General features: G+C 39.9%; 15 protein-coding genes. 8 read left to right on the forward strand and 7 right to left on the reverse strand.

The window, feature by feature from the left end; genetic code table 11:
• Positions 1–227 precede the first annotated feature (227 nt).
• On the forward strand, positions 228–629 hold the full coding sequence (locus V6C71_18740) for a hypothetical protein (GenBank protein ID HEY9770499.1): 402 nt from the start codon (positions 228–230) through the stop codon (positions 627–629).
• Between the two features lie 271 nt (positions 630–900).
• Positions 901–2145 (forward strand): TonB-dependent receptor, encoded by a 1245-nt coding sequence (locus V6C71_18745; GenBank protein HEY9770500.1) that lies wholly within the window; start codon positions 901–903, stop codon positions 2143–2145.
• A 174-nt stretch (positions 2146–2319) separates the two neighbouring features.
• Here the strand turns inward: V6C71_18745 and V6C71_18750 are convergent, their stop codons facing one another.
• A complete protein-coding gene (locus V6C71_18750) occupies positions 2320–2718 on the reverse strand; it encodes a YkgJ family cysteine cluster protein (protein HEY9770501.1) in 399 nt (132 codons plus the stop codon).
• 40 nt (positions 2719–2758) lie between these two features.
• Complete coding sequence (locus V6C71_18755; GenBank protein ID HEY9770502.1) at positions 2759–5020, reverse strand: amino acid permease; 2262 nt, start codon at positions 5018–5020, stop codon at positions 2759–2761.
• A gap of 165 nt (positions 5021–5185) precedes the next feature.
• Between V6C71_18755 and rpsO the strand changes: the two genes are divergently transcribed.
• The 6 genes from rpsO (at position 5186) to V6C71_18785 (ending at position 9035) form a co-directional block, all read left to right on the forward strand.
• Positions 5186–5455, forward strand: coding sequence for a 30S ribosomal protein S15 (rpsO, locus tag V6C71_18760; GenBank protein ID HEY9770503.1), 270 nt, complete (start codon positions 5186–5188; stop codon positions 5453–5455).
• Between the two features lie 13 nt (positions 5456–5468).
• Positions 5469–5948 (forward strand): PAM68 family protein, encoded by a 480-nt coding sequence (locus V6C71_18765; protein HEY9770504.1) that lies wholly within the window; start codon positions 5469–5471, stop codon positions 5946–5948.
• 452 nt (positions 5949–6400) lie between these two features.
• The gene (locus V6C71_18770; GenBank protein HEY9770505.1) at positions 6401–6829 is read left to right on the forward strand and encodes a DUF29 domain-containing protein; all 429 of its coding nucleotides are present in this window, start codon (positions 6401–6403) and stop codon (positions 6827–6829) included.
• Between the two features lie 191 nt (positions 6830–7020).
• Complete coding sequence (locus V6C71_18775) at positions 7021–7431, forward strand: GNAT family N-acetyltransferase (protein HEY9770506.1); 411 nt, start codon at positions 7021–7023, stop codon at positions 7429–7431.
• A 129-nt stretch (positions 7432–7560) separates the two neighbouring features.
• Positions 7561–8619 (forward strand): 3-deoxy-7-phosphoheptulonate synthase, encoded by a 1059-nt coding sequence (aroF, locus tag V6C71_18780; GenBank protein ID HEY9770507.1) that lies wholly within the window; start codon positions 7561–7563, stop codon positions 8617–8619.
• Positions 8620–8696: 77 nt separating this feature from the next.
• A complete protein-coding gene (locus V6C71_18785) occupies positions 8697–9035 on the forward strand; it encodes a DUF3082 domain-containing protein (protein ID HEY9770508.1) in 339 nt (112 codons plus the stop codon).
• Between the two features lie 315 nt (positions 9036–9350).
• Here V6C71_18785 and V6C71_18790 read toward each other — a convergent pair whose 3' ends face one another.
• The 5 genes from V6C71_18790 to ileS form a co-directional block, all read right to left on the reverse strand.
• Positions 9351–10151, reverse strand: coding sequence for a tetratricopeptide repeat protein (locus V6C71_18790; GenBank protein HEY9770509.1), 801 nt, complete (start codon positions 10149–10151; stop codon positions 9351–9353).
• Positions 10144–10659: a tetratricopeptide repeat protein gene (locus V6C71_18795; GenBank protein ID HEY9770510.1), complete on the reverse strand. Its 516-nt coding sequence runs from the start codon at positions 10657–10659 to the stop codon at positions 10144–10146. Before V6C71_18795 ends, V6C71_18790 begins: the two co-directional genes overlap by 8 nt.
• 74 nt (positions 10660–10733) lie before the next feature.
• Complete coding sequence (locus tag V6C71_18800; protein HEY9770511.1) at positions 10734–10877, reverse strand: hypothetical protein; 144 nt, start codon at positions 10875–10877, stop codon at positions 10734–10736.
• Entirely contained in the window at positions 10855–11010 is a 156-nt protein-coding gene (locus tag V6C71_18805) for a hypothetical protein (GenBank protein ID HEY9770512.1), read from the reverse strand. The genes V6C71_18800 and V6C71_18805 overlap by 23 nt, the downstream gene beginning before the upstream one ends.
• A 196-nt stretch (positions 11011–11206) precedes the next feature.
• Entirely contained in the window at positions 11207–14332 is a 3126-nt protein-coding gene (gene ileS / locus V6C71_18810) for an isoleucine--tRNA ligase (protein HEY9770513.1), read from the reverse strand.
• Between the last annotated feature and the right edge of the window lie 183 nt (positions 14333–14515).

Below are 14515 nucleotides of genomic sequence, written 5' to 3' on the forward strand. Positions count from 1 at the left end.
TAGGTCATAAATTCTAGACGTTATTTACGTTTCAGACATTAAACTTTTTTCAAATGACCTCTTTAACTTTGTTGTAACTAGGTTTTGGGTCAATTAATGATAAATGGTGATTTAGCCAATAAAGGCAAAAAAATCAGAATATTTCCAAACAGCTCGCAAAACACGGTATAGTTTATTGCAAAATACTTTTAATTAGCTATAAGGCAATTAATGCGAGGGGTAAGGACTTGAATCTGGTCAAATATAGTTTTTTCTTATTTCAATTAAGCTTATTACAGTTATTTATTATTAAACTTATTGCTGAAACAAAAAGCGATAATCAGAAACCCCTACCCTTAGAAGATTTACTGCAACGAGCCGATACCATCTTTCCCAAAGCTAAAACCACTTCCATCACCATCCCCCACAAACCAGAAGATGCCTTTATTGTTGGCAAAAAACAAGCAGGGGAATCCATTTCGTGGGGAAGTACAACCATCGCTTTAGGTCAATTTTCAGATGAGGTGGTACAGTTAGAAGTCGGCATGAACCCCTCTCGTGCTAAAGCAATTTTAAATCAGCTTACCCCCTTCACTACGGTACATTGGCTGGTATCTACTCACGCATTCTCTATTTCTTTGTGGGTTTAGCTCCAACTATCTTGATTACGGGCTTTGTGATGTATCGTTTGCGCCGTCGTCCTCAAAGAATCATTGAACCCAACAGAAAATTAATCAAAAAATAGATTTTAGATGAAAACATGAATTACATGAATTTAATTAAATACTGCTTTTATTTGATTAGTAGCTTATCGGCAGCAGTGACAGTTATTCAACCCGTTGCTGCTGAAAAAGTAAACCAACAATTTTTAGCAACTAACTTCAAATCTTTATACATTTCACGTCCAACTATTACTCCTAATTGGTTATCTGTGGGGAAGTTTCTATCCTGCCAAATTTAGCCAGAAGAACGCTTGAGAGCAATTGCGCGAATCAGAATCAAGTATGGATAATGACTAATTCTTTCCGCGCAGCTTATCTTACTTGGGATCGCAGTAATAATTTAGCTACATCACAACCAGAAACCGAACGCTATTTTGATTATGGAGAGTTTCCCCTGGAACAATTTTATAACCTAATGTTAGAAACAACTCAGGAGTTTGAGACTGAAATAAAACAAGCAACCACAATTGGCATCGAAGTTAATAAAAATCCGTTTATTCTCTCTGGTGAAGGGGTTGTCACTCTCAATCCACTTCCAATAAATGATTCAGTTCTTCCAAGTCCTTATCTCAGTCAAGATTTTATTAGTAAGAAGAACTATTTAGGCTTATTTATCGAACATGAAATTGCTTTAAGCGATCGCCTGTTCCTGAATTTTGAAGGCACTTTGGATGTAGTCATTAGCGACACTACAGATTTACCCGAACTACCTTCGGTTGAACCAGTTGAAAACAATAATTTTTATCCCGAACTCAGTCTTGATTATGAGTTAAGCGAGCGTTTATTTCTCTTTACTACGGTTAACTATCATGCCGAACCAATTGAAGGGACAGATATTAAAGATCGGCCTTTTGATTCGCAAACATATCGCGGAATTGAACTGGGAATTGAAACTGAATTTGGCGATCGCTGGCTAGCAACACTATCTTTGTACCATGAAACCCAAAATAATATTACGACCATTGACCCAAATGAACTAGATTTCGAGCTACAAATTAACGAACAAAGAAGCCTTTCATGGACGGGAGAATTAAGAGGAGAAATAACTCCTGGCTGGTGGCTGTATGGATTTTATAGTTATACCGATGCTGACGTTATTGAAGATGAAGTAATTACAGTCGGCAGTCCAGTTACAGGAGTAGCGCGTCATAGTGGTGGTTTGTGGACTAGCTATGAAATTACCCAAGGTACATGGCAAGGCTTAGGTTTTGGAAGTGGAATAACTTGGAATGGCGATCGCGCAGCATGGGCTACGCCCAATCGCTTTGGAGATACAGCTAATAGTTTAATTTTGCCTAGATATTTCCAAACTGATGCTGCTATTTTTTATTCTCAAGCTAAATTTAAAGCAGCAATTAGCGTCCAGAACCTATTTAATGCAGGAATAGAGGATGAAGAAGTTACCCAGCGATCGCTTTTGGGTACGGCTTTATGGGAATTTTGAGGTTTTTGGGGCGATAAGCCACTAGAAAAGCAGGAGAGCATAATGACTGATAAACCACAAGTTGAAGATAAAAACAATTAGAAGATAAATTTCTTTAATAGAATTGTTTTAGCTTGGATAGTTTCGTTAGTTTAAAAAATTAGTTAATCAAAATTAAAGCATTTTCAACTTAGTTTACTCAAGTTTGTTATTAAAGATTGCAGTCTTGTATTTTGCTAATTCTGCGCTTTTTTGACCATAAACTCCAGCAATTTGTTGCTGACAACAGGCGATCGCAAATTCATTAAACTCTGCTGGTTCGATACCAAACATGGATTCAAAGTTAGCTGATTCAACTCGGCAAAAACGAGGACGTTGCTCATAGATCTGACATTTTCTCTGGTCGTGGTCATAATTAATACACCAGCCGTCTTCCCCCACCATACTCAAATATGTCTCTAACTCTTCTTGAGAAAGATACTTTTCTAAATCTGGTCGTTCTTCAGGGGTAAGATTACAACAGGCACCACAATTACTAATGCACTGCCATTTGCCAACTTTTGAATGTTTAACTGTCAATTTTGATTGCTTCACTGCTTATCTCGATTTTTAAAAGGATTTATACGATAATTATTTATTCGGTCAGCACTTCTCCAAAAGCAAATTCGGGAGCAGCCAAAATAAAGATAGTAGACGGTAAATTAGCTACTCTTTGCTGGAGCTTTTCATAATATTCTATAAAGCCATTTGATGGTGCAGCCATACCTAAAAAGACTAGGTCAGAATTACCAGAAGATTGCTGCAAAATTTCATCAAAAGAACGACCTTCAGCAACAATGACTTGAGGAATTACATCAATGCGTAGATTTTGGCTAAAGCGATTGAGATTATCTTTAGCAGCATCAGCAGCAGCCTGGTTAGGAACAACCAACTTAAGGTAGATTTTTGCATTGCGCCAGTTGATGTCAGTACGCAATAAATATGCCAATAATAACATCAAACTACCGTTTGCCTGTATTCCCCCTCCCCACCATACGTCTATTTGGCGGCGGAAACCGAATTTTTGCTGTTGATTTTCGTGAAAAACAACTAGATTTCGTTTACTATTGTGTATTTCAGCGATCGCATTACAAAAACCCTCTCTATGCTCTGGTTGCTCGCTGTCTCCCATAACTACAGTGTTAGGAACAAGAGGACCTAAGCCGTAAGTTTCTACTAATCTTACCGCACCCTCAAAGGGATCGTCAGCAGTCACTACTCGCACTAGGGCTTTAACACCTCTTTTTTGTAGATAGTCCCGAATAGTTTTTTCTAAATTTAGCTGTTGTTTGAGATCGCGAGAACCACTGGGAAGCACACTAGAAACCGTCATCAAACTGCGATTATGACTAAAACCATCGGCAAGCTCGATTAGCGACCAGCGTTTTTGCGGTGCGCCAGACAAAACCAGAATATGAGGTCGCCAGTTTTTCGGATCTTCTTGCTCTTCGATTTGAAAAATGCCTTGACTGATTAATGCCATCCACATTCCCCGACGCACGTCACCCCAGGTAGTTTTTACTTCCCGGCGCTGTAACCAAAGATAGATACCTAAAACAATTACCGCAGCACAGATAGTAGCCAAGGCGTTAATTAAGAACATTACCCCCAAACAGCCAATTGCGCCCAAAAGCGATAGCGACCAATGCACCCGAAAGCTGGGACGAAAAGAAGGACTTTGTAAAAAGCCTTCAATAGCTGCCGAAACATTTAAGACAAAATAGGTGGTCAGAAAAAACATTGACAGTATCGGCGCAATTAAGTTCAAATCTCCTATACATACAGCAGCGATCGCAATTGCCAAGCTGACTAAAGTACCGTTACGGGGTTCATCATTCCTACCCTGTCCCTTGCCTAAAAAGCTGAATAATGGCGGCAATACCCCATCTCTTGCTAATGCTTGTAAGACGCGAGGTGCGCCCAAAATACTCCCGATGGCACTACTCAAGGTTGCTCCCCAAACTCCCAGCAGCATCGTAAAGCCAAAACCTTGCAAAGCAGTTTCTTGCATCACAAAGATGTCCTCGTCAATCAGGCTCGCTGAATCAGCTCGCATCGCCAAAAAGATCGGCAAAACCATGTATATTACATATCCTGTACCCACTGCTGCCAATGTCCCTGTCGGTAAAGATTTAATCGGATCTTTTAAATCTCCCGACATATTGACCCCAGCCATAATTCCCGTTACCGCTGGAAAAAACACGGCAAACACCGTCCAAAAAGGCAGCGCAGTCGGCGGAGGTGCAGCTAACCACTGTGGCTCTACATTAGGTAAGGGACTACCAAGGATAAATGCCAGCAGTGAGATGGCGATCGCAGCCATAATAAAGTACTGCGCCTTAATTGCCAAGCTAGCTGAAGCGATCGCGAGAATACCGACTAAAACAGTGATTATTAATGCTACATAGGTTTGATTTAACTCCCAGTCCTGAAAATTAATGCTGTTACCAAAAATATTAATTTTGGCATTAACTACACTTTCAGCAAAACCAATAGTGTAGAGTGCTACCGATACCGCCTGAGCAAAGTAAAGAGAAATGCCTACTGCACCCCCTGTCTCAATCCCTAAAGAGCGACTAATCATGTAGTATGCACCCCCTGCACGAACCACTTTGTCAGTGGCGATCGCACATACCGATAAAGCAGTAAGAAAGGTAATCGCAGTCGAAATAGTCACGATCATTAGAGTGCCGATTAGACCTGCATTGCCGACAACCCAGCCGAAACGCAGGTACATAATTACCCCTAAGATAGTCAATATCGAAGGAGTAAAAACCCCGCCAAATGTATCTAATCCCGTAGCTTGGGCTGCTGAATTAGAACTTGGTAATGAATTGGAATCGGAAGATGATTTCACTTTTGGTATGGTCGCTCAAAAATTAGGGCTTGCTGATGATTAATTAAAAACTGCGGGGATAATTATGCCACCAGTTTCAATCGAGGATGAAAGTTTTAAAAAATCGATGATAATATAATAGTCTGCAATTCAAATATATCAAGACAATCTAAAACTAGACTAACTATGACTCTGACTCAACAGCGCAAACAAGAATTAATGGCAGAATACCAAGTTCATGAAACTGATACTGGTTCTGCCGATCTGCAAATTGCCGTTCTTACCGAAAGAATCAACAAACTAACTGCTCATTTAAAAGCTAATAAAAAAGATCATTCTTCTAGAAGAGGTCTATTAAAAATGATCGGTCGCCGTAAAGGTCTTTTGGCTTATATCCAAAAAGAAGACTACGAACGTTACCAAAAGTTGATTGGTCGTCTTGGCATTCGCCGTTAATATATCAAATATCATGTCATCAGATTCTAAACGGGGTCGCTTACCCTTTGAACCCCGTAACAATAATAAAAAAGAAAAGCCCGACAAAACTACTTCCAAGGCATCTACTAGCCCAGCACCAAAAAAACCTAAATTCACTTCGAGAAATTCACGTCAAAATTCCAATCTATCAGCAATTCCTGATGTGGTTAGCAAGCGTATGGGGCGACGCATGGCAGTATTCTGTGGAATCCCTTCAGTTTTGGGAATGTCATCTTTGTTCATTTTTTACTGGCTTAAGATGAAAGAAGTTGTAGACCTGCCACCATATCTTGCCCTGGCTGTTTCCTTTGGCTTTTTAGGTTTAGGTGTCCTGGGTTTGAGCTATGGTCTGTTTTCCGCCTCCTGGGATGAGGAACGGACTGGTAGTGCTTTGGGGGGTGATGAATTTAAACTTAACCTGGGCAGAACTAAAGACGCTTGGAAAGCCTCGAAAAATGCTAAGGCTGATTGATTGAGTCTGTTTTTAAATCGAGTTGGGGCGATCTATCAAGCATTAGCATTAATAGCTGATTAGAAATTAATCAGCTGTTTCCAACCAACGACCAACTAATTGATTTGTACTTCAAATATCTTTAGTTCGAGTTTTCTAGATATTGAGGATTCAACATTAAAATCACTTCATCACTTTCGTCTACCTCATACTCATCTTGAGGTTTGTCAATTCAACCGAAACAGGTAACTAAGTGAAACTGTTTTTTGGTGGAAGTCGCGATCGCTTCAATATCGGGGTTTAGCTAATCATATTGCAATTGCGCTCTGCGCACTGCCCTTTGAATAGCTTTTTAATCAGGTTGACCAACGGTCAGGCAAGCCCCGTCGTTTTATATGCTTTAGGACGGCGGGGATCCTGACCTACTGAGGCTCGAGCGCGACCTATACTAGAGATCGGGAGGTTAATTAACAATGAATAAGTTATATGGACAAGATTTTAACCTTTGGCTCGAAGAAATAGCGATCGCGATTAAAAACCGAGATGTTAGCAAGATGGATTGGGACAATCTGCTAGAAGAAATTGAAGATATGGGAGCGAGTCAAAAAAGGGCTTTACGGAGCTATATGAATCGTTTGATCGAACATATCTTTAAGCTAAAGTACTGGACAAGTGAGCGCGAGCGCAACAGAAATAACTGGCGGATTGAAATTACTAATTTTCGCAGGGAAGCTAAAAGCATTTTAGAAGATTCTCCCAGCTTGAAAAAATATTTAGCAGCAAATTATTTGTTTTGGTACGACAAGTGTGCAACAGGAATTCAGAAAAGTAAAGTTTTTGATGTACCCAATCACGAGCCAATCAGCTTAGATCAGATGTTGGACGACAGTTATTTTGGCTAATTAAACAAAACAAACACGTTGAAGATCATCGATTGCGATCGCTTTGATCGGCTAGAGTTCAAGATGCAAATCCGTTCTTATAATGATTTCAGTTTTGTCGATTAAATTGAGGAGATGAGTCGATTACAAATACGCCAAGATGACTTGACAGGAGAAAAGTTGCCAATCTTCTTAAAGAGCATCTTGAAAACATGAAACAGATTACACCCCCTCAAAGCATTCATGCTCTTAATTTCAAAGCATTGCGATTAGGCTCCGCCTACGCTTCGCGATCGCCTGATATTACTTTTTGGACAGCTTGGGAAGATGATGAACTGTTGGAATGCGGTGCATTAAAAGAACTAGATTCAAGAAGTGGTGAAGTAAAATCAATGCGTACTGCTAAAGTTCACCGTCGTAAAAAGATCGCCTCAAAAATTCTCGAACACATTATTAGAGAAGCCGAACGACGTAGTTACGCTCATCTAAATTTGGAAACGGGTAGTTTTCCTGAGTTTGCTCCAGCAAGAGCTTTATATACACTCTATGGGTTTAAGTATCGAAGCCCTTTCGCTAAATATATTGATGACCCCAATAGTGTTTTTATGACGAAAAAGCTTTAGTAGCTACTGTATTAATGCTTGAGAGAAAGGTAATTCGCCAGATTGGCGATCGCTTGCGCTCCATTTTGTAAAAAAATTTACTACCATTACTGTTAAGATAATTTACTTAATAAATTGGGGTTATTAATCATGATTGTAGTCATGAAAGTCGGTTCTCCTGAGCAAGAGATTCAGAGAATAGAAGCCGAATTACAGGATTGGGGATTAACTCCAGAAAAAATCATCGGCAAACATAAAACAGTTATGGGTTTGGTGGGCGAAACTGCATCTTTAGATCCTTTGCAGTTAAAAGACATTAGTCCTTGGATTGAAAGCGTATTGCGCGTCGAAAAACCTTATAAAAAGACCAGTTTAGAATATCGTAATGGAGAGCATAGCAGCGTCGTTGTCTCTACTCCAAATGGCAATGTTACCTTTGGACAAAATCATCCTGTAGTAGTAATTGCGGGGCCTTGTTCGGTAGAAAATGAGACAATGATTATTGAGACAGCAAAGGCAGTGAAGGCTGCTGGAGCTAGTTTTTTGCGGGGTGGGGCATATAAGCCTCGTACTTCTCCCTATTCTTTTCAAGGTCATGGAGAAAGCGCGTTAGAGTTACTTGCTGCTGCGCGAGATGCTAGCGGTTTGGGCATCATCACTGAAGTAATGGACACTGCCGATGTGGACAAGGTGGTGGAAGTTGCCGATATTGTCCAGGTGGGAGCGAGAAATATGCAAAATTTTCCTCTGCTGAAAAAGGTTGGCGCACAGGACAAGCCAGTGTTTCTTAAACGGGGAATGTCAGCTACTATTGATGACTTGTTGATGGCATCAGAATATGTTCTGGCGGCAGGAAACTCTAACGTAATTTTGTGTGAGCGAGGCATTCGCACTTTTGATAGCCAATATGTGCGTAATACTCTAGATCTAGCTGTAATACCAGTATTACGCTCTTTGACTCATTTACCGATCGCGATCGATCCCAGTCATGGCACTGGCGTAGCTAAATTTGTCCCACCAATGGCAAAAGCAGCGATCGCAGCAGGAGCAGATTCTTTGATGATTGAAGTTCACCCCAACCCCGCCAAAGCCCTATCTGATGGGCCTCAATCCCAAACCTTTGAGGGTTTTGCCAACTTAATGCAGGAACTAAGTGTGATCGGCAAAGCCGTTGGTCGTTGGTCTGAATCTCCTGTAAGAGTGGGCTAAAGCTGGGGGATAATAGGAGTAATTGAGTAATTGTCCAGGCTAATTATGACCTGTTTTCCCCAAATTAATTAAAGATTATGAAAGATACCCCTAATGATTCTGCCGTCAGTGATGCTCAAACAGACGTTTCTTTAGACAAAACAACAGAAAAAACGACACCATTAAGCTGTTTCTTTGCTTCTTGCATTTCTGGAGTACTTGCCTTTGCTTCCTATTCACTATTTAGTTCGATAGTGCAGACTTATGCGACGAAGGCAGTGACTTCTAACAATCCAATCGTAATTAATATAACTTCCGCCGTTAGAACATTGGTAATGGGAGTTGTGGCGTTGGCTACAGGAGTATTTGCGATGGTGGCGATAGGATTGTTTTTGTTGGGGATTCAATTGACGGTACAAAGTCTGAAAAAAACTTAGATCGGCTGTATTAAAACTGTTTTTTCAATCTTGCACTAGAGCGATAAGCCTTACGGCATCCTAAAGGACGTTGTCTCTGTGCGGATACACCTGCGGATATACCCTTGTGGTATACCGCTTCGCGACGCGTAGCTAGTCCTAAAGGATAAGCTTCGCAAATGCTAAAGCATACCGCTTCGCATATCCTTTAGGGCATATCCTTTAGGGCATATGGCTTCGCTACGTAAATTGTCGGATCTTCAGTAAAACTTCTTACAGAAAAAGAATAATTTCAACAGCGCGATCTCTTTAATCATCAGTTTATTTATTTTTTTATTATTGACTGATTAGCTGTATTTGCTTCAGCATTTTTTGATAACCCTGCACATTATCATTTTCTATATATATTTGAGCAGCTTTTTTAAAATCTTCTAAAGCTCTAGGATAATAATCTATTTTTATAAATAGCCATGCTCTATTGTTGTAAAAATTAGGATTATCAGCATCTATTGATATTGCTTTATTATAATTTGTAAGAGCAGCTTGAAATTCATTCAATTCTACCAAGGCGATTCCTCTATTCATATAGGCTCCTACATTGTAAGGTTCTATAAGTAGAATTTTGTTACAATCATTAATTGCTTCTTTATATTTACGCAAATAATAATGAACGACAAATCGATTCAAATAGCAGTTAACGAATTGTGGATTTATTTCTAACGCTATATTATAATTTTCTAATGATTTATAGAAATCTTCTAACAAATAAAAACAATATCCCCGATTGTTATAAGCCTTAGCATTTCTTGGATCTATTTCTAAAGCCAAATCAAAATATTCAATTGCTTTTACATTGTCTCCTGCATCTGATAAGTCTATAGCTTTGTCAATTAATTTTTCGACTGATTGTTCAAGATTATGTTCTGCCTTATACTGCTGTTGGCTTACACAATCTATATATATTTGCTCAAGATTGTGTAAATAGTCTTTCGCAGTTTTAGGGTCAATCTTAAAAGCTGTGTCAGAATCCTGTAATGCTCCTAAAAAATTATTTAATGCTCTACGACTACTTCCTCTATTAAGATACGCTTTTGTATGTTTAGGATTAAAATTTATTGCAGTTGTAAAATCAATAATCGCTCTTTGATATTCTTTTAAAGAAGAATATCAAAGAGCGATTATTATAAGCATCTGCATTTTGTGGATCTAGTTGAATAACTGAGTTGAAATCACTAATTGCTCTCTCGTATTCTTCAACGTGAGCATATGAAATTCCTCGATTCAAATAACTATAAATAGAATTGGAGTCTATTATTAGCGCCCGATTGTAATCTTTAATCGCTTCTAAATGACCACCTATTGAAGCAAAAGCATAACCTCTATTATTATATGCTTCCTGATTATGAGGATTAATTTTTATTATTTGACTACAATCTTGAATAACTCCTTGATGATTACCGAATATGGGATAAATTAAGGTTGCTCTTACTATTAAAGCTTCATAATAGTTAGGCTTGACTTCGATTGCTTGATTGATAATTGCAAGAGCATTTGAGTAATTTCCTGTTTGAAACTCGTATATGCCTCTTTTCAGTAGTTCTTGAGCTACATCACGGTTGGTTATTGTATCTTTATTGTTCAACATAAATTATTTATTTTCCCTATAATTTATAATGTTATTTTGAACAAGTTAATAGTTCTGTGATGTAGATCTTTGAATTAAAATTCGTTTTGCAACGCAGCATTACAGCCATAGGCCTCAACTACGCAAATTATCGGATCGTCGGCAAAACTTCCTACAGAAAAAGAATAATTCCCAAGCGCGATCGCACCTGTTAAATTAATTTTTTTTATAGTTAGCAAACAAACGTTCAGCTTCTTGACGACGATCGATCTTATTGTTGCGAATACCTGCTTGTGTACTTGCTATTGCTTCATCTAAGTCATATTGAGACCATCTAACATTAAACAAGCTTCTTTGAGACGTGATAGTCACTTTTCTCTAGTTTCTGTGTCAGGCATTTTATTTTTATTCATGATAAATTCCAGTTATTTTTAATTTCTTTAATACTGACTTAAACAAGCATCAATAGTTAAATCTGCTTGCTCAATCGCCCGATACAGTATTGAATTATTACTAATAATTTTTAATAGGAATAATGTCTTTACTATTCCTATCACGCTTATTAGAATTAAAATTCGCCTTTCAATGCTGCATTACAGCGATCGCAAATTGTCGGATCGTCGGCAAAACTTCCTACAGAAAGAGAATAATTCCAACAGCGATCGCACTTCTCACCGTCGGCTTTGACTACAGCAATATTTGCCAGATCTGATTCACTTTTATATTCTGCATCTCCAATAGAATCGACTAACTCGACTTGGGAAGCCAAGAAGAAGTAACGCAACTCATCTATATGCGAAGCGGTATCCGAAGAGACGTCTTTTTCACTAAGGGTATTAGCAGAATTATAGGATGCAAGTTTATTTTTCAACTCCGAATCAGGAACATGAAGCAAGACTTTAGCATCCAGAGAAGAACCAATCGCTTTGGCTGTTCTTGCCAGTTCCATTACCTTGTTGACTTCATCTCTTAGATCTCGAATTACGTCCCATTGTAGGGGTTGTTCGTGAGACACTTGCGTTGCGGAGGTATTCTCGGTTGAGCAAAGTGTCGAACCCGAAGGGCGAACAACCCCTACGCGCCATTCGTCTTTGGTTTCTACCCAACCAGATTCAAATACGGATTTATAACCAGTGTCGTAGGGCAAAGCCTGCCAAATATCTTCTGCCATATGACACAATACAGGGGCGATCGCTTTAGCAATATTTTCAATGGCGATCGCTAATACTGTCTGACAACTACGGCGACGGAAGCCATCGAGACTGCTGATATAGAGTCTGTCTTTAGCGATATCTAAATAAAAGTTAGACAGATCGACAACACAAAAGTTTTGGATCGCCTGGAAAAAGCGGAAGAATTGATAGCTATCGTAAGCTGCGGTAACTTCGGCAAATACCTCTGTCATACGATGCAGCATATACTTATCTAATTCTGGTAAGTCTGCATAAGCGATCGCATTTTTACTCGGATCGAAGTCATGTAAGTTGCCTAGTAAGAAACGGGCAGTATTTCGCACCTTGCGGTACATATCAGAAGTTTGCTTGATGATATTCTTCCCAACGCGAACATCAGTCGAATAGTCTACAGAAGATACCCAAAGGCGCAGCACATCAGCACCATAAGCAGGTTCTTGTTTCTGATTATTACCCCCTTCAACAATCAATTCAGGGGCGATACCATTGCCTTTAGACTTACTCATTTTAAAGCCTTGCTCATCCACTACATAACCATGAGTAAGAACGGTTTTATAAGGTGCAATGCCATTAACTGCAACACTGGTAAGCAAACTCGATTGAAACCAGCCTCGATGCTGATCCGAACCTTCTAAATACATATCGACGGGATATTTTAATCTTCCCTTCGCTACCGCAGCCCAAGATGAACCAGAATCGAACCAGACATCCATCGTATCAGTACCCTTGCGATAGGTGCGTCCATTGTTACGATAAGACTCAGGTAATAATTCTTCTACCGATAACTCCCACCAAGCATCAGAACCTTTTTGCGCGACGATCGCCTTTACATGATTAATCGTTTCTTCAGTCAATAAAGGTTGATTTGTCTCTCGATCGTAAAATACAGGAATCGGTACACCCCAACTACGCTGACGCGAAATACACCAGTCAGAGCGATCGCTGACCATAGGAGTAATGCGTTTTTCCCCTTGTGCAGGTATCCAGGTGACATCAGAAATTGCTTTTAATGCTGCATCGCGGAATCCTTCTACTGAAGCAAACCACTGTTCAGTGGCACGAAAGATAGTCGGTTTACCAGTGCGCCAGTCATAAGGATATTTATGGGCATATTCTTCATGCTTGAGTAATGCACCAGCTTCGGTCAAAGCATCGATAATTGCTTGATTACCCGCGCTAACTTTTTCATTTCCTTTAGCGACTACCTGCAACCCAGCAAACTTACCAGCTTCCTCGGTAAACTTTCCGCCATCATCCACTGGGGAGAGAATCGGCAAACCATACTTTTGCCCTGTGATATAGTCTTCCTGTCCATGTCCAGGGGCAGTATGTACTAGTCCTGTACCAGATTCAGTCGTGATATAGTCACCACCGACTACAACTTTACTTTCTCGGTCAAATAAAGGATGACGATAGACAGTATTTTCCAAGGCTTTACCTGTTAGGGTAGTTTTAACTTTTAACTCTACTGCCAAGGTTGCCGATAATCTTTCAACCAAATCTTGAGCAACGATTAAATAAGATACCCCTTCCTTTGCCATCATTGACTCTATAGAGGGCAGCGATGCAGCGGACGCGACGTAAGGAGCTAATCCTTTAGGGCGGTCTTGGGGGTTTCCCCCATGAGCGACTGCATCAAGACAAGGCGGACTCATTTCCACAATTGCATATGTTAATTCTGCGTTGACAGCTACCGCTAAGTTACCAGGGATAGTCCAGGGGGTAGTAGTCCAAATAGCTACGCTTAGATTTGGTAAATATGGCTCTAATTCCGTTGCACCTTCTCCCAATTCAGTTACCCGAAAGGCTGCATAGATACTGGGGGAAGTATGTCCTTCTGGATATTCTAATTCCGCTTCAGCCAGTGCCGTACGCGACGAGGGACTCCAGTGGACGGGTTTTAAACCCCGATAGATATGCCCTTTTAACACCATTTCCCCAAAGACATCAATTTGCGCTGCTTCGTATTCAGGCTTCAGGGTTAAATAAGGATGTGACCAGTCACCCCAAATTCCATAGCGTTTAAAGCTTTTACACTGTTCCTGTTGAGCTTCGAGGGCAAATTCTTTGGCTTTTTGACGTAATTTAAGAGGAGTTAATTCTTTTCTCTCTTGGGACTTCATTTTCTGAAGAACTTTCAATTCAATCGGCAGTCCATGACAATCCCAACCAGGAATGTACTCTATCTTATGTCCCTGCAATAACTTATATTTATTGATAATATCCTTCAGCACTTTATTCAACGCATGACCCATATGCAGCGAGCCATTGGCATAAGGAGGGCCATCATGAAGAATAAAAGAGTCATTAGGATTATTCTGCGACAGTTGCTCGTAAATCTGATTATCCGTCCAAAATTGCTGTAATTCTGGTTCGCGCTGCACGGCGTTTGCCCGCATATTAAATTCTGTTTGGGGCAGATTTACGGTTTCTTTGTAAGAACGCGTCGCCTGAATCGAATTCAGGCGTTCATGTCGTTCGTAGCTTTTTGCTTCTGTCACTTTCTTAACAATCTAACTAAGGGTTTCATTCTCCACCTGTATATTATTACTCGATCGCGTTTTTATAGTATCGATTCGCAAATTTCGATTTCTAGTAGTGATTATTGTCCCCTAAAGGATATGCCAATCACGGATTCACGGATAAACCGCACTCCGCCCTTCGGTCTCGGAGCGGTATGCTTT

This window comes from Coleofasciculaceae cyanobacterium, assembly GCA_036703275.1.
Classification (GTDB): Bacteria; Cyanobacteriota; Cyanobacteriia; order Cyanobacteriales; family Xenococcaceae; genus Waterburya.